We start from the raw sequence: 21,628 nt of genomic DNA, 5'->3' as shown, positions 1-21,628 counted from the left end.
TAAAAATCCAATAATCTAAAAATCTAATTATGAGATTCATTAAATTACTACTCTTATTATTTGTCATTCAAACGCAAGCGCAACAAGGCGGAATGTGGATTCCATCGATGCTAAAAGGAATGAACGAAGGCGAAATGAAAACCTTAGGAATGAAAATTTCTGCCGAACAAATTTATTCTATTAATAAATCGAGTTTGAAAGATGCCGTTCCTCATTTTGATGGCGGTTGTACTGCCGAAGTAATTTCAGACAAAGGATTGATTTTAACCAATCACCACTGTGGTTTTGATAATATCCAAAGTCATTCAACAGTAGAACACGACTATTTAACCAATGGTTTTTGGGCTTACAAAATGGAAGAAGAATTGCCAAACAAAGATTTGGAAGTAACTTTTGTGGTAAAAATTGAAGATGTAACTTCCAAAATAATAGAAGGTATTGCAAGTTTGACTTCAGAAGCTGAAAAACAAAAGAAAATTCAACAAAACATTTCGGAATTAGTTAAAAATTCTCCTAAAGAAGCTTGGCAAGAAAATCGTGTAAAAACATTTTATGACGGAAATCAATACCTATTATTTGTTGTAGAGAGCTATAAAGATGTACGTTTGGTTGGTGCACCACCAAGTTCTATTGGTAAATTTGGTTCTGATACAGACAATTGGGTTTGGCCAAGACACACTGGAGATTTTTCTTTGTTCAGAATTTATGCCGATAAAAACAATCGTCCAGCAGCATATTCAGCTGATAATATTCCATACAAACCAAAACATTTCTTTCCAATTTCTATTACAGGTTTAAAAGAAAACGATTTTACAATGGTTATGGGTTATCCAGGAAGAACTACAGAATATTTACCATCGGTTGCTGTTAATCAAATTGTTGAAACCTTAAATCCTGCAAAAGTTGAAATTCGTGATGCGGCTTTGAAAGTACAAGATCGTTTTATGAGAAAAGATCAAGCCATCAAAATTCAATATGCTGCCAAATATGCTTCTGTTGCCAATTATTGGAAAAAATGGATGGGAGAAACTAAAGGATTGAAAAAAGCCAATGCAGTTGCTGCCAAACAAAAATTTGAAAAAGACTTTCAACAAAAAGTAGCAAAAGCAGGCAAACAAGCTGAATACGGAAATTTATTATCAGAATTTGAAAAAAATTATACAGAAATTAAAGACTATGCTTTAGCACGAGATTATTTTTCTGAAGTTGCTTTAAGAAACACTGAATTACTTTCTGTTGGATATAAATTATACCAATTGGAACAAATTTTAAACACTAAAGGAGAACAATCTTTTACAGATAGAAAAAACACATTATCGAATGGAATTGGAGATTTTTATAAAGATTATAATGCTGAAGTTGATAAAAATGTATTTGAGCAACTAATCAATTTGTATGCTACTAAATCTCCAAAACAGTTTTTACCTGAAAGTTTGAACAACATTAATGCATCTCAATTGACAACTGATGTTTTTGCAAATTCAAAATTAACATCATTAGAAAAATTTAGATCATTACTTGAAGGGGATTCTAAAACAGTTATTGAAAAGATTAACGCTGATAAAGGATATCAAGTAATAAAATCAATGGCGGATGCCTTTACTAAAAATGTAGCTCCAAAATATGACGAGTTGAATTTGAAAAACATTGCATTGCAAAGAACTTACATGAAAGCCATTTTAGAGTTAAGTCCTAAATCGGCTCGTATTTTCCCTGATGCTAATAGTACTTTACGTGTAACTTACGGAAAAATTAAAGGATACAAACCGAATGATGCTGTATATTATGAGCCATTTACAACATTAGATGGAGTTATGGAAAAATATGTTCCTGGTGATTATGAGTTTGATGTTCCTCAGAAATTAATTGATTTGTACAATGCCAAAGATTATGGTATTTATGGAGTAAAAGGAAAAATGCCTGTTTGTTTCATTGCTACTAATCATACAACTGGAGGGAATTCTGGAAGTCCAGCATTAGATAAAAATGGAAACTTAATTGGCTTGAATTTTGATAGAGTTTGGGAAGGAACAATGAGTGATGTTTATTACTCTCCAGACATTTGTAGAAACATAATGGTTGATTCACGATACATTCTATTTATTATAGATAAGTATGCTGGAGCGAAAAACATCATTAACGAATTGAAAATCATACAACCAGCAAAGAAAAAATAATTTTAGCTAAATTTATAGTTTGGCATGAAATTTGTAAAGTAATAAACCGGAATTCAAAGTTAGAATTTTTAAAAAAAGTTAAATAAAAGTTTTTTCGATTAAAAAAATTTATATCTTTGCTCCGAATTAATAATTAACCTTTTATATTAAATTAAGATGAAAAAAGTATTTTTAAGTTTAGCTGTTATCGCTGCATTAACTGTAGTATCTTGTAAACAATCAGAAAACGCTGCTGAGCCTGCTGCTGATACAACTGCTGTTGAAGCTCCTGCTGATACAACTGCTGCTCCAGCTGATACAACTGCTGCTCCAGCTGATACAACTGCTGCTCCAGCTACTGAAGCTCCAGCTACTGAAGCTCCAGCTAAAAAATAATTAGAACCCAGTTTCTAATTAAGCAAAAAATAAGCTCTGCAATGCAGAGCTTTTTTTTGCTTAATATTTTTATATTGACCCGAATATTTCTTCAGCAGGAGGAAAAACATCATTTTGATTTGAAAAGTCTAGAACTTCAGAGTTATGTAAAGAACGTTCTATTTCTGATATTCCTTTCTCCATCAATAATTGCGTTGTATATTTTCTACTTACAGCAATTTCTTTTTCATTTAAAATAATTTTAAAATACAGCTTGCCATTTTTTGATTTGAACTTCATAAAAAACAAGTTAGCCACTGATTTTTTTAGCAATTCGATGTTCTCTTCACATTCAAAACGTAATTCAAAATCATTGCTTAGCAAAATTGCTTTACCTTTTCTAGAAGTAAATTCATATTTATAATACCCATTCAATCTTTTACTAATAACAAAAGTACCCATATCAATTAAAAACAGAATCAAATTAAAACAAAAAAGCTCCAAACATTATGTTTGAAGCTTTAGTACTCAGAGCGGGACTTGAACCCGCACGAACATTACTGTTCACTGGATTTTAAGTCCAGCGTGTCTACCAATTTCACCATCCGAGCGTATAGGTGGTTGAGCGAAAAACGGGGCTCGAACCCGCGACCTCGACCTTGGCAAGGTCGCGCTCTACCAACTGAGCTATTTTCGCATTATCAGATTTTGTATGAACGACAACACTTGTTCCGTATTGCGGATGCAAATGTAATATTAAAATTCAATTATACAAACGTTTTTTATAAAAAAAACTTCACAAAAACATAACCTACTGAAAACCTATTTGTTACTTTTTTAGCAACATTCGTTTTATTTCATTAAGTTTCATTAATGCCTCTACAGGAGTTAAGGTATTTATATCTAATCCAAGGATTTCTTCTTTAATTTCCTCCAATAATGGATCGTCTAAATTAAAGATACTCAACTGCATCTCATCCTTAGCTGATTTTATTCCATGCAACGCATCACCTGAATGATCTTTTTCGAGCTTCTTAAGCAGTTTTTGAGCTTTTTGAATTACTGTTTGTGGCATTCCAGCCATTTTAGCTACATGAATTCCAAAACTATGTGCACTGCCTCCTTTTACTAATTTTCTAATGAAAAGAACATTATCTTTTAACTCTTTTACCGAAACATTGTAATTTTGAATTCTCGGAAGCATTTCACTCATTTCATTTAATTCGTGATAATGTGTTGCAAAAAGTGTTTTTGGTCGTGCAGGATTTTCATGCAAAAACTCTGCAATTGCCCATGCTATAGAAATTCCATCATACGTACTTGTTCCTCGACCAATTTCATCTAAAAGCACCAAACTTCTATCAGAAATGTTATTCAAAATAGAAGCTGTTTCATTCATCTCTACCATAAATGTAGATTCACCCATCGAAATATTATCACTCGCTCCTACTCTAGTGAATATTTTATCGACAACTCCCATTCTAACCGCTTCTGCCGGAACAAAACAACCCATTTGAGCAAGTAATACAATCAAAGCTGTTTGACGCAAAATAGCTGATTTACCCGACATATTTGGTCCGGTTATCATAATTAATTGCTGTGTTTCTCTATCTAAATAAACATCATTAGCAATGTAAGGAACTCCAACTGGTAATTGCTTTTCAATAACAGGATGACGACCGTTGGTAATTTCTAATTCAAAAGTTTCGTCTATAATTGGACAAACATAATTGTTCTCAATTGCTAATTGCGTGAAAGATGTCAAACAATCTAACTGAGCAACCAAATTAGCATTTAACTGAACTGGTTTTATGTAAGTTGCAATCCAATTGACCAATTGTTCGAAAAGTTGACTTTCAATTTGATGTATTTTTTCTTCTGCACCAAGAATTTTGGTTTCATATTCTTTTAATTCTTCTGTAATGTATCGTTCAGCGTTTACCAACGTTTGCTTTCTAATCCATTCTGTCGGAACTTTGTCTTTATGTGTATTTCTAACTTCTATATAATATCCAAAAACATTGTTGAATGATATTTTCAAAGAAGAAATTCCTGTAGCTTCCGATTCTCTTTTTTCAATTCCTTCTAAAAACTCTTTACCAGAAAAGGCAATATTTCTTAATTCATCTAATTCGGCATGAACTCCAACAGCAATAGCGTTTCCTTTTGAAATAGCAACTGGCGCATCTTGATTTAATGTAGATTTTATCTTTTCACGAAGTAAATCACAACTATGAAAACTATCACCAATTATTCTTACTGCATCTTGCTTACTTTCTAAAGCCAATGTTTTTATTGGAATTATTGCATCCAAAGATTCTTTCAAATAAATAACTTCTCTTGGAGAGACTTTTCCTGTTGCAATTTTAGAAATCAATCGTTCTAAATCGGAAATCTGCTTTATTTGATATTGTATTTTTTGAAGTATTTCTTGATTTTCTTTCAAATAAGTAACCACTTCATGACGACTTCTAATTTTGCTAGCATCTTTCAAAGGCAACGCCAACCATCGTTTCAACAAACGTCCACCCATTGGCGAAAGCGTTTTATCAATTACATCTAAAAGCGTAACAGCATTAGGATTATAACTATGATATAATTCTAAATTTCTGATTGTAAATCTATCCATCCAAACATAAGCATCTTCCGCAATTCTTTGAATACTTGTAATATGCTGAACACGATTATGCTGAGTTTCTGACAAATAATATAAAATCGCTCCTGAAGCTATAATTCCATCTTGTAATTCTTCAATTCCAAAACCTTTTAATGAATTGGTTTGAAAATGATTGGTCAATGTTTCAAAAGCATAATCTTCCTGATAAACCCAATCTTCAAGATAAAAAGTATTAAAATCTTCTCCAAAACTTTCTTTAAATTGATTTCGATTGTTCTTCTGAATTAGAATTTCACTTGGATTAAAATTCTGAAGTAACTTATCAATATATTCTTCATTCCCTTGAGCCGTCAAAAATTCTCCTGTTGAAACATCTAAAAAGGAAACTCCCAATTGTTTTTTTCCAAAATAAATGGAAGCTAGGAAATTATTGGATTTAGATTGTAAAACCTCATCATTCATTGCAACTCCTGGAGTAACTAATTCGGTAACACCACGTTTTACAATAGTTTTAGTCATTTTTGGATCTTCAAGTTGATCACAAATGGCTACTCGAAGTCCTGCTTTTACAAGTTTCGGCAAATAGGTATTTATAGAATGGTGAGGAAAACCTGCCAAAGCCGTTTCTGTTTCTGAGCCAGCTCCTCGCTTTGTCAATGTAATACCAAGAATTTTTGAAGCACGAATAGCATCCTCCCCAAAAGTTTCATAAAAATCTCCTACTCTAAACAATAAACAAGCATCAGGATACTTCCTTTTAATCTCATTGTATTGCTTCATTAATGGCGTTTCTTTCGGGCTTTTATCTTTAGATGACAATGGTTTTATTATTTTAATTTTAGCTTACGAATTTAATTATTTAATATTAAATTTTATCATTAACAATTCATTTAATAAAAATTTAAGTTTCATTGTGACTCTTGAACTTTTTTTTATATAAATTTGTCTTGTTAAATTATTAATTTTATAAAAAATGAAAAAAATATTACTAGTAGCAGTTTTAGCAGTTTTCAGTTTAACTTCTGCAAATGCTCAAACAAAATCTAAAGCAAAAAAAGCTAAGAAAGCGGTATCAACTAAAGTTGAAACTCCTAAAGTTGATGGTGCAGGAATGGTTTTTGAAAATGAAACTATTGATTACGGAAGTATTCCACACAATGCTGACGGACAAAGAGAATTTGTTTTCACAAATAATGGAAACAAGCCTTTAGTTATTGAAAATACTCAAGGATCTTGTGGTTGTACGGTACCATCTAAACCAGAAAAACCAATTCAACCAGGAGAAACAGGTAAAATTGGAGTTAAATACGATACTAGCAGAGTTGGTCCATTTACTAAAACAGTAACTGTAACTTCTAATGCTGTAGGTTCAAATGTTACTCCAGTAACTACTCCTTCAACAACTCCAGGTGCTGCTCCAGTTCCAACAGGAAAGTCTACAAAAATTATTACTATTAAAGGTAATGTTCTTCCAGATGCTCCTGCTGCTCCTGCAACAGAGACTAAAAGCTAATATTTTTTCCTCATAAAAAAAGAGCTTCCGATTTTCGGAAGCTTTTTTTTTGAATACCTTTACCAAAAAAATTAGAAATGCGAAAATTAGAAAACAGCGAACTTGAAAGAAAATCGGTTGAAGATTTTAAACAAGCTGAAAAAACACCAATAATCATTGTCTTAGACGATATTAGAAGTCTTCACAATATTGGCTCGGTATTTAGAACTTCTGATGCATTTCTAATTGAAAAAATTTATCTCTGCGGAATAACTGCAACACCTCCAAACAAAGAAATTCATAAAACCGCACTTGGAGCAACTGAAACCGTCGCCTGGGAACACAATAAAAGTGTTATTGAAGTTATTGAAAAACTTAAAAAAGAAGGCGTTTCTGTTTATGCTATTGAACAAGTTGAAAATGCTATATTCTTAGATGATTTTAAACCTGAAAAAGAAAAAAAATACGCATTAGTATTCGGAAATGAAGTTTTTGGAGTTTCACAAGAAGCTATTGATTTAAGTGATGGCGTTATAGAAATCCCACAATTAGGAAGTAAACATTCATTAAATATATCGGTAAGTACAGGAATAGTAGTTTGGGATTTATTTCAAAAAATAAACACTCTTTAATCTTGTGAAAATAAAAAACATAATTAAAATATTTGTTTTATTTTTATTCCTAATTGGGCCTTCTACCAAAGCTCAAACATCTAATGTAGCACCAATTTTAACTGCAGCCGGAAACCAAATATACTGTCCTGGAACTTCAATGAAGATAGTTACAAATATGACTATTGTTGATCCAGATGACCCTGGTGTAACAGCTATTTACATTCAAATTTCTTCTGGATATGTTTCTGGACAAGATGTATTGACTCTTACTGGTTCTCATCCAACGATTAATAGTAGTTGGGATAGTAACACAGGAAAATTAACTTTGATTGGTCTTTTTGGTCAACCCACATATACTGAACTGGAAGCTGCAATTGAAGATGTTGAATATTTCAGCAACGTTACTAATCCAAGTGGCGTTAGAACTTTTTCTATATCAATTGGACAAGCGAATTATCTGCCTTCTAACGGACATTATTATCAATATATTCCCAATATTGGAATAACTTGGTCTGATGCTAAAATTGCGGCAGCTACCAACTTTTATTACGGAATTCAAGGCTATTTAGCTACAATAACCGCAGCGGACGAAGCACAAATTGCTGAAGAACAATCGGAAGGCGCTGGTTGGATTGGAGGAAGCGATGAACAACAAGAAGGTGTTTGGAGATGGATGACCGGACCAGAAACAGGAACTCTTTTTACCTATACACTTTGGAATACAGGTGAACCAAATAGCGCTGGCGATGAAGATTATACTCATATCACTGCTCCAGGTGTAGGAATTCCGGGGTCATGGAACGACATATCAAACACAGGAGCAACTAGCGGATTTTATCAACCAAAAGGATATATAGTAGAATATGGAGGAATGCCTGGTGATCCAATAATTCAAATTTCTACAAGCACAACAATAACTATCCCAAGCATTACCTCAACAACAGCCGCAGAAATTTGCAATCCTGGAGTGGTAACTCTTGGAGCAACTGCAAATGTTCCAGTAATTAATTGGTATACTTCTGCTACAGGAGGAACGCCAATTGCAACAGGAACAACTTTCACTACTCCTTTTTTAAATTCAACCACAACATATTTTGCAGATGCCTCTCCTGTTGGATGTACTTCAAATGTTAGAACTGCCGTAACTGCTTCTGTTAATACAACACCTATTTTAACTACTAATACTAATGTAAGTATTTGCGAAAACACAGCAACGACACTTAATGCTTCTACTTCAGCAGGAGTAATAAATTGGTATTCGTCTTTAACTAGCACAACTCCTTTAGTTACAGGAACCAGTTTTACAACTCCAGCATTATCACAAAATACTACTTATTATATTGAAGGAAATAATAATGGATGTCTTTCAATTGGAAGAATTGCTATAAATGTTCAAGTAATTACAAAACCTATAGTTGTTGATGAAAATCTTACACTTTGTGAAAACGAAACACTTACTTTAAACGCAGGAATTAACAATGTTTCTTATTTGTGGTCAACATCTGAAACTACCAATACAATTACGATTACTTCTCCTGGCATTTATTCTGTTTTAATTACAGATTTAACACCACAAGGTTGTTCTAATACTAAAACATTTACTATAACACAAAATGACCTTCCTGTTATTGATGACGTATTGATTAATGGCACAACTGCAACAATTATCGTTTCAACGTCTGGAGATTATGAATACTCTATTGACGGTGTGAGTTTTCAAACATCTAATGTATTTACTGTTTCTGAAGGCGGATTTTATACTGCTATGGTTCGAGGGAAAAACAATTGTGGTTTTGATTTCAAAGAATTTGCAGTAATTACAATCCCTAGTTTTTTTACTCCAAAAGGAGATGGATTTAATGACAATTGGACAATCAAGGGTTTAATCTATTATCCAAAAGCAAAAGTCACTATTTTTAATCGTTTTGGAAAATTAATAAAACAATTGAATGCTGTAGATAATTATTGGGATGGCACTTTAAACAACCAACTTTTACTATCTGATGATTATTGGTTTACGTTTAAAAAGGATGAAAACACTCCAGAAATAAAAGGTCATTTTTCCTTAAAGCGCTAATTAAGTTTTTTCTTAATTTCTTCAAGGATAAAAATATAATCTTCTTGATTTTTTACAAAATCTCTTTCAGAAACATCTACTATAAGTACGTTTAAATCTTTCTGAGTTTTGATATAATCGAGATAACCATTATTGATTTTTTCTAAATATTCTGCCGGAATTTCTTGCTCGTAACTTCTTCCTCTTCGCTTTATATTTGCCAATAATCGTTCTGTATTTTGGTATAAATAAACATACAAATCTGGTTTTGGCATTTCTCTATAAATGATATCGAAAAGGGTTTTATACAAACGATATTCATCTTCAGCTAACGTTACTTTTGCAAAAATTAAAGATTTAAAAATATGATAATCGGCGATTATAAAATCTTTAAACAAATCAAATTGCGCTAAATCATCTGATATTTGTTGGTATCTATCGGCTAAAAAAGACATCTCTAGCGGAAAAGCATATCGGTTTTGATCTTTATAAAATTTAGGCAAAAACGGATTGTCTGCAAATCGTTCTAGAACCGTTTTAGCATTAAAATCTTCTGCCAATTTAGAAACCAAAGTTGTTTTTCCTGCGCCAATATTTCCTTCAATAGCAATGTAATTGAAATCGTCGAAATTGATTTTTTGCAATGGTGCATTCAATTTTGAAATCTTTACACAATTTCCTTCATCCTTACATTCTTTTAAAATATCTGAAATTGATTTTTGAGAAATCGGATGTGTCCAATCGGAAACCACTTCCATCATTGGCAATAAAACAAAAAGTCGGTCTTGAAGATGTTTGTGTGGAATTTGTAATGATTCAGATTCAATAATTTCATCATCAAAAGAAATCATATCAACATCAATAACTCTTGGTTGATAATCGGAACTTTCTGTTCGAACTCTACCCAACTTTTTTTCAACTTTCAAAATATTTTTTAAAAGCTTTTGTGGATTTTTGTGCGTATGAATTAAAACCGCACAATTATAAAACGAATCACTAGAAAAACCCCAAGAATCTGATTCAAATAAAGAAGAAACCTTAACCACAGTTCCAACTTCTCGATGTAATAAATCAATACAATGCTCAATGTTTTCAAGGCGATTACCTTGATTACTACCTAGCGAAAGTATAACTTGATGTTGCTGATTCATATTTGGCAAAATAACTAAAAGAATTTTAGAATTGAAGTATATTTGTGCCTTGTGTTGATAACTATTTTTATTTTACATTTAATCAAATGGTTTGTAACAAATTATCTTTTTTAACTACTAATTAGTAAAATTAACTACTATGAGATTTTTAGGAAATGTATTAGCCACTATTGTTGGACTATTTATTTTTTGCATGATTTTTTTCTTCGGAATTATCTTGATTGGAGCCATTGCTGGTAGCGGAGATTCTGAAACAGTTTCGGTTAAAAGCAATTCTGTAATCGAATTAGATTTATCTAAAATCAACCACGATTATGCTGGAAAAACCAATTATGACGACATGCCTTTTTTGAACGACAAGGACAAACATGATGGATTATTCGATATAATCAACGCTATCGAATACGCCAAAACTGATTCGGATATTAAAGGAATTTCGATTTTAAACAATTTTTCAAATTTAGGAATTGCACAAACCAAAGCGTTGCGTGATGCTTTAGAAGATTTCAAAAAATCGGGTAAATTTATCTATTCTTACGCCGATGTTTATTCGCAAAAAGATTACTATTTGAATTCGGTTGCCAATACCATTTATTTGAATCCTATTGGAGAATTAGAGTTTAAAGGTTTATCTGCCGAATTGATGTTCTTTAAAGATTTACAAGAAAAATCGGGTGTAAAAATGGAAGTTATTCGCCACGGAAAATACAAAAGTGCAGTAGAACCCTTTTTAGAAAATAAAATGAGTGATGCTAACAGAGAGCAAACTACGCAACTTTTGACTTCGGTATGGAATTCAGTTGTCACTGATGTTGCAGCTAGCAGAAAAATCTCTGTTGCAAGATTAAATCAAGTTGCTGACGGACTTTTAGCAAGAACACCACAAATGGCAAAAGCTGAAAAATTAATCGACGTTATTGCTTACGAAGATATTTATCATAACGACATCAAAAAAGCTTTAAAAGTTGATTCAGACGATGATTACGATAGAGTTTCAATTGACGATTATGCTGAAAAAGTTGCTTCTACATCAAAAGATTATTCAACTAAAGATAAAATTGCTATTATTTATGCTCAAGGCGAAATTGGTAGCGGTGAAGGTGATGTAAACCTTATTGGTGAAGGTGCGATGCGTCGTTCTTTGCAAGAAGCTCGTGCTGATAAAAATGTAAAATCGGTAGTTTTAAGAATCGATTCTCCTGGTGGAAGCGCTTTAACATCTGAATTAATTTGGAGAGAAATTGAATTGACTAAAAAAGTAAAACCTGTCGTAGTTTCTATGGGAAATTATGCCGCTTCTGGTGGTTACTATATTGCTTGTAATGCAAACAAGATTTTTGCTGAAGCTAATACAATTACTGGTTCGATTGGAGTTTTTGGAGTTTTACCAAACTTTACTATAGCAGCAGATAAAATTGGTTTAGACATCGAACAAGTAAAAACACATACTAATGCCGCAGGTTACAGTCCGTTTATGCCTTTAGATGAAAACTATCGCGGTTTTGCTCAAGAAGGTGTTGAAAAGATTTACTCCACTTTTGTAAATCGAGTTGCTACTGGAAGAAAATTAACTTTCGAGCAAGTTGATGCAATTGGTCAAGGTAGAGTTTGGAGTGGTCAAGATGCTTTAAGAATTGGTTTGGTTGATAAAATTGGAGGAATGGACGAAGCTATAAAAGAAGCAGCTAAACTTGGAAAAACATCAAAATATAGAATTCAAAATTTTCCTGAATTTGAGAAAAGTTTTGAAGATGTTTTAGCACAATTTGGATTTGCACAATCGCGTCAAGCTATTATAAAAGAAGAAATTGGAGAGCAAAATTATAAAGTACTTCAACAAATAAAACAAATGACCAACCAAAAAGGCGTTCAAGCAAGAATGGCTTATGAGTTGAAAATTAATTAATCAAAAAACGATTGGGTTAGTTGTTTTTATCCGTCTTATTGAAAAATGAGACGGATTTTTTATTTGTAAAAGTTGTTCTACATCAAGGAAATAATGAAACATTTTATGACAATTTTACAAACTAAAACCATCCTAAAACACTAAATTTGTTGATTGTTTTTAGAAAGGCAAGATATTTGCATTGAATTAGTTGAATAAATAGTGAATCATTATGGTAAAGAAAATTTTAAAAATCGTTGGAATTGTATTGTTGTTATTAGTTGTATCAGCTTTTGCAATTCCGTATTTATTTGAAGATCAAATAAAAGCTAAAATTTTAAAATCTATCAATGAAAGTGTTGATGCAAAAGTAGCTTTTACCGATGCCGATTTGAGTTTATTTAAAAGTTTTCCAAATGCAAATGTGGCTATGGAAAATTTATCTATTGTAAACAAAGCACCATTTGAAGGTGACACTTTGGTTTCATTCAAAGAATTAAATTTAAAAATGTCGGTGATGGAATTGTTTAATGGCGATAACGAACCATTAAATATCGATGCTATTTCTTCCAAAAACGGATTAATTAATATCATTTTCAATAAAGATGGCGTTGGAAATTTCGACATTGCTTTAAAAAATCAAGACCAAAAAACAGACGATGGAAAAAGCAAACCACTTTCTTTAAAAATTAAAGAATACGATGTTGAAAATTTTAAATTCAAATATTTTGATGAATCCTCTAAAATTTCGATGGTTCTTGACAGCATTAATCATTCTGGAACTGGCGACTTTTCTAATGATGTTTTAGATTTAGACACTAAAACAACAGCAAAAATTTCGTTGAATATGGACAAAGTTAATTATATGAATAATATCAATGTCTCTTTGGATGCCATTCTCGGAATTGACTTAAAAAACAGCAAATATACTTTCAAGGAAAACAAAGCAAAAATCAACGAGTTGCCATTAGAATTCAACGGATTTATTCAATTAGTGGATGCAGGACAATTATATGATTTGACATTCAAAACTCCAACTTCATCGTTTAAAAACTTCTTAGGATTGATTCCTTCAGCTTATGCTAGTAGTTTAGATAATGTGAAAACTTCTGGCGATTTTACCGTTGCTGGTTTCGCGAAAGGAATGTTGACAGACACTACTGTTCCTAAATTTAATATTGCTATTGCTTCTAATAATGCTTCTTTTCAATATCCTGATTTACCAAAATCGGTTAAAAATATTATTATTGACACTAAAATCATCAATGAAACTGGTGTAATGAATGACACTTATGTGAATTTAGACAAACTATCATTTTCTATTGATCAAGATGTTTTTAACGCTAAAGCAAACATAAAAAACGTGGCGACAAACGCATTGGTTGACGCAGCATTAAAAGGAACAATCAATTTGGCTAATTTATCAAAAGCGTATCCTATTAAATTAGAAAAACCACTTTCTGGAATTTTGAAAGCTGATGTAACTACTAAATTTGATATGGCATCGGTTGAAAAAAGTCAGTATCAAAACATCAATAATGCTGGAAATATCAACTTAACAGGATTCAAATATGTGGATGAAAACGGCAAATCGATGAATATTAATAGTGCAATTGTTCAATTCAATCCGAGTCGTGTTAATCTTCAAGAATTTAAAGCTACTACAGGAAAAAGTGATATGAACGTGACTGGAGTTTTAGAAAATTTCTACGGATTTATTTTCAGAAATCAGAATTTGCAAGGAAACTTTAATTTGAGTTCTAACCAACTTGCGGTTTCCGATTTTATGACTACTGCAGAACCAACTGCTAAAACAGAAACGAAAGCTAAAACAGAAGCCATGAAAATTCCTGCTTTCTTGGATTGTTCACTTACCGCAAAAGCCAATACGGTTTTATATGATAATTTAACTTTGAAAGATGTTTCTGGAAAACTGATTGTAAAAGACCAAGCCGTGACTTTACAAAATGTGAAAACCAATATTTTTGGCGGTTCGATTGGCGTAAACGGAATGGTTTCTACCAAAGCAAAAATACCAACTTTTAATATGAATCTTGGTTTGAATCAAGTTAACATTGCCGACAGTTTCACGCAATTGGATATGTTGAAAAAAATTGCACCAATTGCAGGAATCATCAACGGAAAACTAAATTCAACTATCAAATTATCAGGAAATTTAAACTCTAATGAGATGACTCCTGATTTAAAAACACTTTCTGGAGATTTATTAGGCCAATTATTATCAACTACTGTAAATTCTAGTAATTCTACTCTTTTGAGTGCTTTAGATTCCAATTTGAATTTTATCGATTTGAAGAAATTAAATTTAAACGATTTGAAAGCGGCTTTAACCTTTAAAGATGGAAAAGTTACTGTAAAACCATTTGATTTAAAATACCAAGACATAAAAGTAACAGTTGGTGGAACGCATGGTTTTGACCAATTGATGAATTACAATTTAAAATTTGATGTTCCTGCTAAATATCTAGGTACTGATGTCAATAATTTAATTGCAAAATTATCTCCGGCAAATGCAGCTAAATTGGAAAGCATTCCTGTAAATGCAATTCTTGGTGGTTCTTTTACTACTCCAAAAATCACTACAGATGTTAAAACTGCAACCACAACTTTAGTAAACAATTTAGTGAAACAACAGAAAGAACAATTGATTGGAAAAGGTAAAAATGAATTAGAAAATCTAATCAATAAAAACAAAAAACCTGGCGATACTACAAAAACTAAAGTTCCAGCAACAAAAGATGAAGTGAAACAGGAAGTTAAAACCAAAGCCAAAGATTTATTAAATGGTTGGTTGAAGAAAAAAGAAAAACCTGCAAACACTACAACAACTCCATAAATTAAGATGCCTTTCGATTTGAAAGGCATTTTTTTTACAAACTAATCTTCACTACATAACCTTCAAAAGTTCGAATATTAAAAACAGTTCCGTCTTCGAAGATTAAATATTGTCCTTTTATTCCGGTTAGTTTTCCTGAGAAGTTTGGAGATTTATCCAAATTTAAACTGGTTACCTTTTTAGGATATTCCAAAACTGGAAAATGCAAATCATATAAATCTTCTTTTTCTGGATGATAGAACTCTTGTACTTCTTTTGGAATTAGGTATTTCAAATTGGCACGTTCTTTTATTAAATCGGCTGATGGCACTTCATTTTTTAGCATTTTTTGCCAATTGGTTTTATCTGCAAAATGATTTTTCAAAGCTACTTCGGTAATTCCTGCCAAGTATCGATTTGGAACCTCAACAATAGGAATGGCTTGCACTGCACCTTGATCAATCCATCGAGTTGGAACTTGCGTTTTTCTGGTAACACCAACTTTCACTTCACTTGATAAGGCTAAATAAACAATATGAGGTTGCAATTGTACTCGTTTTTCATAGTCCAAATCTCTATCTTCAATATCTAAATGTGCTGTCGATAATTCAGGTTTCATAATCCAATCACCTGCAGAAGCACTACTCATAAAGCAATCATAACAAAATCCTTGACGGAAAATTTTCTTTTTCTTACCACACTCCAAACATTGATAGCCAAGAAAATTAATTTCTAACGATTTGTTTAACAACTGATTCAAATTCAAAAAACTGTTTTCAAAAACCAAATAATATTGAATTGGATTAGAAAACTCGGTTTGCATTTTGGTTAGAACTCCTTCGTACTGCATATTAAATATTAGATTTATGATATTAGATTTTAAATATTTTACTATTTTAGCGTAAAGTTATAACTCATAACTCACAACTCATAACTCACAACCAAAAAAAATGCCTTTTCCAATAATTAATTCTATCGCATCTTGGGTTTTGAAGCAACGCATTCATCAGATTGAGTTGTTTCTTAAATATCCTAATGAAGTTCAAGATGAGTTACTTATGAACTTAATTCGCAATTGTGAAGAAACCGTTATTGGAAAAAAATATGAGTTTGATTCCATAAGAAATTATAAAACATTTACCGAAAGAGTTCCGGTTTCAACCTACGAAGAATTGGAACCCATGATTGAACTCACTCGAAAAGGCGCACAAAACGTTTTTTGGAATACACCTATAAAATGGTTTGCGAAATCAAGCGGAACTACAAACGCTAAAAGTAAATTTATTCCGGTAAGCAACGAAGCTCTGGAAGATTGCCACTACAAAGGCAGCAAAGATTTGTTGTGTATGTATCTGAACAACAATGAAAATTCGGATATGTTTCTTGGAAAAAGTTTGCGTCTTGGTGGAAGTTCTCAAATTTACGAAAACAACAATACTTCGTTTGGCGATTTATCAGCAATATTAATAGAAAATATGCCAATGTGGGCTGAATTCAGTAGCACACCAAGCAATAAAGTTTCGTTAATGAGCGAATGGGAAACCAAATTAACTGCCATTATTAACGAAACCAAGACAGAAAATGTAACCAGTTTTGCAGGTGTTCCTTCATGGATGCTGGTATTATTGAATCGAATTTTGACTGAAACCAACAATTCTAATTTGATGGAATTATGGCCGAATTTGGAAGTATATTTCCATGGTGGCGTAAATTTCGAACCTTATCGTGAGCAATATCAAAAGATTATTCCGAATAGTGATTTTAAATTTTATGAAATTTACAATGCTTCCGAAGGATTTTTTGCGATTCAGGATTTGAATTATTCTAACGATTTATTGTTGATGTTGGATTATGGTATTTTCTACGAGTTCATTCCGATGGATACTTTTGGAACGCCAAATCAGCGCATTGTTCGTTTAGCCGATGTTGAATTGTTTAAAAATTATGCCATTGTAATCACAACTAATTCAGGATTATGGCGTTATATGATCGGAGACACGGTTCGATTTACTTCTTTAAAACCTTACAGAATTAGAGTTTCAGGAAGAACAAAGCATCATATTAATGTTTTTGGAGAAGAGTTGATGGTTGAAAATACTGATACTGCGATTGCTAAAACAAGTTCGGTATTGAATTGTGAAGTTAAAGATTACACGGTTGCTCCTATTTTTATGAAAGGAAAAGAAAAAGGCGCACACGAATGGATGATTGAATTTAAAAAACATCCCGAAGATATAGCTCAATTTCAAAAAGTATTGGACGAAACGTTGCAAACCGTCAATTCTGATTATGAAGCCAAACGCTACAACAACATGACATTAAACCAATTGAAAGTAAATGTTGCGCGTGAAAATTTATTTTATGATTGGTTAAAAGAACAAGACAAATTGGGTGGACAACATAAAATACCAAGATTATCCAACGAACGTGATTATTTGGAACAATTGATTGGGATGCAAACTAGTGTGAATTCCAAATAATGAAAATAAGAATTATTATACTTTTAATAGTGTCTTTTGGATTTATTTCTTGTGAAAAATCTAAACCAAAAAAAGAGTTTAAAACTGAATTGGATTCTTTAAAATATAATAATTACAAAAAACTAATCGAGTTAGGTGGAACATTCAACTCTTTCGTAGTTATTAATGTCAAAGATTTGAATACTAATGAAGTTAAAGAAATTTGTACAAAAAATAACTTTCTAATTGGCGCCTTAAATTTGGAATTGAAAAACAAAAAAGCAGATGAAGTTTTACTAAATAAAAATAGATATTTTGAGTTTAAAGATACTATTGCACTAAATAATATTGGATTCAAATCATATAATCTGACAGAATTCAAAAAATTTGAAAACGAAAAAAATATCGATTCTTTATTTTCTAGAATACAAAAAAAACTTCCATTAAGTTTAAATATAAAAACCGATAAAGAAATGATTTTTTATGCTCATTCTTTATTCAACAAGGGAATTATGAGTGGCGAATATAGTTGTTTTGGTGTATTTCAAATCATTAATGATAAATGGTTTGAAGAAAGAAATAACAGAATTAAAAAAAATAAATAATGAAAAAAACTGCAATCTTATTCCTTCTTGCGATATCCATAATTTCTTGTGGACCAAAAAGAATGAAATGTTATGGAAAACGTTGCGTGGAAACTTCAATTAAAAAAGAAAGTTCAGTACATTCGCATCGCAATTCGTAATTCCCAAATTCTTTTTTGAAAACAAAACTTTACTTAGCCTTATTCTGTGTTGCCTTCTTTTGGGGCACAACCTTTTTGGGCATTCGAATTGGTATTGAAACCATTCCTCCTTTTTTACTTGCAGGAATTAGAAATTTAATTTCTGGTTTTATTATTTTCTTTTATTTGTTATTTCAACGAAAATTAGAACCTGTAAACCCAAGGCAATTTCTTAGAGCTTTTATCTTATCTATAATGATGATTGTTCTAGCCAACGGATTGACAACCTATTCTGAAAAGTACATTACTAGTGGATTGGCATCGTTAATTTCGACTTTATCACCATTTTTTGTACTGATTTTGAATTTGATTTTAGGCAATGAAAAACTTTCTATCAAAACGACACTTGGAATTTTATTAGGAATGTTTGGAATTTTTCTAATCTACCAAAACAGTCTTTCCGATTTATTGAATCCTGAGTATCGCCAAGGTGTTTTTGCTATTTTAATTGCCGTTTTAATGTGGGCAATCGGAACCATTATTACCAAAAAAGGAAGTGAAAATTCGTTAACAATGCTCATGAATGTTAGTGTCCAAATGATAATTGCCGGAATCATTTTGACTGCAATTCAATTCATTTTAACTCCAACTATTTCTTCAGAAAACTGGAGTTTACGCAGTGTTTTAGCAATGGTTTATTTAGCCGTTTTTGGTTCGGTTGTTGGTTATGTTGCTTATAGTTATTTGATAACTCAAATGTCTTCTACCAAAGTTTCGGTTTTATCTTATGTTAACGTTGTGGTCGCTTTATTTTTGGGTTGGCTTATTCTAGATGAAATAATTACTTCTCGAATTATCATCGCTGCTTCATTAATAATTGGTGGTGTATTTATTGTAAATTATAAAAAAGCAAAATAAATCTTAAATTCATTGTAACATTTGTTGGTGTTTCAAGTCTTACTTGTAATCATCACCCGAGGCAAAGCCGAACTGTTTGGAGTGCAACGGAAAAAATCAAAAAATCAAATACAATGAAATCATTATTTTTATCTATTACCTTGTTAGTAGCAAATGCCTTATTTGCTCAAGAAACAGAAACACCAAAAGATACTGTAAAGAAAAAAATTGAAGTTCTTGACGAAGTAAAAGTTTCCACAAAAAAACAACTTATCAAAGTTGAATCCGACAAAACAACCGTTTCTATAAAAGATAACGCAATGTTGAGTACTGGAACAGCTTATGATGCTGTTAAAAAATTACCTGGAGTTATCGCTTCACCAACAGGAGGTTTGACTTTAAATGGTAAAGGTGTTGCAATTTATATCGATGGCTCACCAAGTACGCTAAGTGGTTCCGATTTGGAAAATTACTTATCTTCTCTTCCAGCAAATGCTATTGAAAAAGTAGAGTTGATTTATAATCCTGGTGCTGCTTTTGATGCTAATGCTAGTGGTTCAGTAATCAATTTAGTAACTAGTAACAAACGTTTAAAAGGTATCAATGCAACATTCAATTTAAATTATAATTTCAATAAATATCAAAAACCAAGTCCGCAGATATTATTGAATGGTAAAGAGAAAAATTTGAGTTGGCAAACTATGATTGGCTATAATTATATTGATCGTGAGCAAAGGTCAAAAAACGGACAAACTTTTACTTCTTTCGACCCAGATAAGTACATCGACCAACAAAGACTTTCTGTTACAACAAACCGAAATTTCTACATGAGAATTGGGACAAATTATAAATTGAGTGAAAAATCTAACTTGTTGTTTAATTACAATTCTACTTACAGCAATGACAGAGATGTTTTTGATGCTAAAACTACTGGAAGTGAAATTTCAGATTATTTGAATGACGGAAGTACCAAAACAAAGTCTAACAATCAAGAATTTAGTTTACAATACAAAACTAAGTTAGATACTATTGGAAGAACACTTGATATAATTGCTTTTGCAAATACTTTCAATAGAAATCCGAATTCTAAATCTAATGCTTTTGATGGTGTAACTTCTAGTTATAATAATTTTACCAATGACTTTGGTTTGCTAAATTATTATTTGAAATATGATTTTGCAATTCCTTTTGAAAAACTAAAACTTTCTATCAATACTGGTGGAAAATTAAATACTATCAAAGTAAATAATACTGGAAAATACAATTTGAATTCTCCAATTACAGACATTATTGATTTTGATTATGAAGAAACAAATTTGGCTTTCTATGCTGAGGCTAGAAAAAAAATTAAAAAGTTCAACTTTACCGTAGGACTTCGATATGAAGATTTTAATGTAAATAGAACTGGAATTGTTGACAACACAAGAACAGATATAGACTTTAATAACAAAAATTTATTCCCTAATGTAAGTGCTTTGTATGAAATTGCTCCAAGTGTAAATATGAGCGCATCCTATTCAAGAAAAATTGCTCAACCAAGTTATGGTGTTTTAGATCCGAATGGTTCCAATTTTGACCAATACAATTCTTCAACCGGAAATTTATTGTTGAATCCGTCATTTTTTGATAATTATGAATTCAAGATTTCGGCGATGGATTTCATTCAATTAGGAACAAATTATACCGTTTCTAAAGATCATAATTTATTTATTTTTAATGCCGAGCCAGGACAATTGGTAAGTACACAAACGTTCCAACAATTTGATCGTTTTAAAACTATGAGTGTTTTTGCCAACTTCCCAATTCCGTTAGATTACTTCTTTAAAGGAAAAGAAGAGTTCAAAAACAGAATGAACAACATTGATAAAATGAATTACATCTTTTTGAACATCAATTACATCAAAAACTTGACGGAAGGATATGACTTTTCATTCAAGTCTAAACCAATTTGGAACTATGCTGCTCAAGCCCAAATTATGTTACCATGGGATATTAAAAGTAGTATGACTTACTTCATTTTGCCTCAAGGTGGTGTTTGGGAAATATATAAAATCACAAAACCAATTCAACAATTTGATATTTCTTTGAACAAAGATTTCTTGAATAAGAAATTAAAATTAGGAATTAACGCATTTGATTTATTCAATCAAAATGAAATCAACGCTTTAGTTTCATCTACCAATTTGGAAACAAAATTCTTTGAGAAAAATGATTCTAGAGTTTTTAGAATTTCGTTAACCTACAGATTTGGTAATTTGAAATTAGAAAAAGAAAACACCGACATTCAAACAGAAAAAGTGAAAAGTGGCGGTGGATTAGTGAAGTAATTTAGAGATTAGTTGTAAAATAAAACCCGATTTTGAAAT

General features: G+C 31.6%; 16 protein-coding genes and 2 tRNA genes. 12 read left to right on the top strand and 6 right to left on the bottom strand.

Annotation, left to right across the window (positions count from 1 at the left end; genetic code table 11):
- Positions 1-29: 29 nt before the first annotated feature.
- Positions 30-2,177 carry a S46 family peptidase gene (locus ACYU7A_RS01830; protein ID WP_460573815.1) on the top strand — a complete coding sequence of 716 codons (2,148 nt, stop codon included), beginning with the start codon at positions 30-32 and terminating at the stop codon, positions 2,175-2,177.
- Positions 2,178-2,333: 156 nt separating this feature from the next.
- Positions 2,334-2,552 carry a hypothetical protein gene (locus ACYU7A_RS01825; protein ID WP_344815507.1) on the top strand — a complete coding sequence of 73 codons (219 nt, stop codon included), beginning with the start codon at positions 2,334-2,336 and terminating at the stop codon, positions 2,550-2,552.
- 69 nt (positions 2,553-2,621) lie between these two features.
- Here the strand turns inward: ACYU7A_RS01825 and ACYU7A_RS01820 are convergent, their stop codons facing one another.
- The 4 genes from ACYU7A_RS01820 to mutS all read right to left on the bottom strand — a co-directional run bounded on the left by ACYU7A_RS01820 (position 2,622) and on the right by mutS (position 5,928).
- Positions 2,622-2,993, bottom strand: a complete 372-nt coding sequence (locus tag ACYU7A_RS01820; RefSeq protein ID WP_460573813.1) for a DUF1508 domain-containing protein — start codon at positions 2,991-2,993, stop codon at positions 2,622-2,624.
- A 63-nt stretch (positions 2,994-3,056) separates the two neighbouring features.
- Positions 3,057-3,142, bottom strand: a tRNA-Leu gene (locus ACYU7A_RS01815).
- 13 nt (positions 3,143-3,155) lie between these two features.
- Positions 3,156-3,228, bottom strand: a tRNA-Gly gene (locus ACYU7A_RS01810).
- Between the two features lie 132 nt (positions 3,229-3,360).
- Complete coding sequence (gene mutS, locus ACYU7A_RS01805) at positions 3,361-5,928, bottom strand: DNA mismatch repair protein MutS (protein WP_460574034.1); 2,568 nt, start codon at positions 5,926-5,928, stop codon at positions 3,361-3,363.
- Between the two features lie 193 nt (positions 5,929-6,121).
- On the opposite strand from mutS, the gene ACYU7A_RS01800 reads away from it, so the two are divergent.
- The 3 genes from ACYU7A_RS01800 to ACYU7A_RS01790 all read left to right on the top strand — a co-directional run bounded on the left by ACYU7A_RS01800 (position 6,122) and on the right by ACYU7A_RS01790 (position 9,331).
- Complete coding sequence (locus tag ACYU7A_RS01800) at positions 6,122-6,661, top strand: DUF1573 domain-containing protein (protein ID WP_460573811.1); 540 nt, start codon at positions 6,122-6,124, stop codon at positions 6,659-6,661.
- 77 nt (positions 6,662-6,738) lie between these two features.
- Entirely contained in the window at positions 6,739-7,272 is a 534-nt protein-coding gene (locus ACYU7A_RS01795) for an RNA methyltransferase (protein WP_460573809.1), read from the top strand.
- A gap of 4 nt (positions 7,273-7,276) precedes the next feature.
- On the top strand, positions 7,277-9,331 hold the full coding sequence (locus ACYU7A_RS01790; RefSeq protein WP_460573807.1) for an Ig-like domain-containing protein: 2,055 nt from the start codon (positions 7,277-7,279) through the stop codon (positions 9,329-9,331).
- Here ACYU7A_RS01790 and folK read toward each other — a convergent pair.
- Positions 9,328-10,461 (bottom strand): 2-amino-4-hydroxy-6-hydroxymethyldihydropteridine diphosphokinase, encoded by a 1,134-nt coding sequence (folK, locus tag ACYU7A_RS01785; RefSeq protein WP_460573805.1) that lies wholly within the window; start codon positions 10,459-10,461, stop codon positions 9,328-9,330. The two genes, ACYU7A_RS01790 and folK, sit on opposite strands and share 4 nt — an antisense overlap.
- 139 nt (positions 10,462-10,600) lie before the next feature.
- Between folK and sppA the strand changes: the two genes are divergently transcribed.
- Positions 10,601-12,367 carry a signal peptide peptidase SppA gene (gene sppA, locus ACYU7A_RS01780; RefSeq protein WP_460573803.1) on the top strand — a complete coding sequence of 589 codons (1,767 nt, stop codon included), beginning with the start codon at positions 10,601-10,603 and terminating at the stop codon, positions 12,365-12,367.
- 211 nt (positions 12,368-12,578) lie between these two features.
- Positions 12,579-15,203, top strand: coding sequence for an AsmA family protein (locus tag ACYU7A_RS01775; protein ID WP_460573801.1), 2,625 nt, complete (start codon positions 12,579-12,581; stop codon positions 15,201-15,203).
- A 34-nt stretch (positions 15,204-15,237) separates the two neighbouring features.
- Here ACYU7A_RS01775 and ACYU7A_RS01770 read toward each other — a convergent pair whose 3' ends face one another.
- Positions 15,238-16,032 (bottom strand): DUF2797 domain-containing protein, encoded by a 795-nt coding sequence (locus ACYU7A_RS01770; RefSeq protein ID WP_460573799.1) that lies wholly within the window; start codon positions 16,030-16,032, stop codon positions 15,238-15,240.
- Positions 16,033-16,132: 100 nt separating this feature from the next.
- Between ACYU7A_RS01770 and ACYU7A_RS01765 the strand changes: the two genes are divergently transcribed.
- The 5 genes from ACYU7A_RS01765 to ACYU7A_RS01745 all read left to right on the top strand — a co-directional run bounded on the left by ACYU7A_RS01765 (position 16,133) and on the right by ACYU7A_RS01745 (position 21,589).
- On the top strand, positions 16,133-17,662 hold the full coding sequence (locus ACYU7A_RS01765; protein WP_460573797.1) for a GH3 auxin-responsive promoter family protein: 1,530 nt from the start codon (positions 16,133-16,135) through the stop codon (positions 17,660-17,662).
- The gene (locus tag ACYU7A_RS01760; RefSeq protein ID WP_460573796.1) at positions 17,662-18,246 is read left to right on the top strand and encodes a hypothetical protein; all 585 of its coding nucleotides are present in this window, start codon (positions 17,662-17,664) and stop codon (positions 18,244-18,246) included. The genes ACYU7A_RS01765 and ACYU7A_RS01760 overlap by 1 nt, the downstream gene beginning before the upstream one ends.
- The gene (locus ACYU7A_RS01755; protein ID WP_460573794.1) at positions 18,246-18,386 is read left to right on the top strand and encodes a hypothetical protein; all 141 of its coding nucleotides are present in this window, start codon (positions 18,246-18,248) and stop codon (positions 18,384-18,386) included. The genes ACYU7A_RS01760 and ACYU7A_RS01755 overlap by 1 nt, the downstream gene beginning before the upstream one ends.
- Positions 18,387-18,401: 15 nt before the next feature.
- Positions 18,402-19,283 carry a DMT family transporter gene (locus ACYU7A_RS01750; RefSeq protein ID WP_460573792.1) on the top strand — a complete coding sequence of 294 codons (882 nt, stop codon included), beginning with the start codon at positions 18,402-18,404 and terminating at the stop codon, positions 19,281-19,283.
- A gap of 113 nt (positions 19,284-19,396) precedes the next feature.
- Positions 19,397-21,589: a TonB-dependent receptor domain-containing protein gene (locus tag ACYU7A_RS01745; RefSeq protein ID WP_460573790.1), complete on the top strand. Its 2,193-nt coding sequence runs from the start codon at positions 19,397-19,399 to the stop codon at positions 21,587-21,589.
- The last annotated feature ends 39 nt before the right edge of the window (positions 21,590-21,628 follow it).

Source organism: Flavobacterium koreense (genome assembly GCF_054776075.1).
Note: the sequence above shows the minus strand (reverse complement) of the source record. Positions and strands in the feature narration are given on the sequence as shown.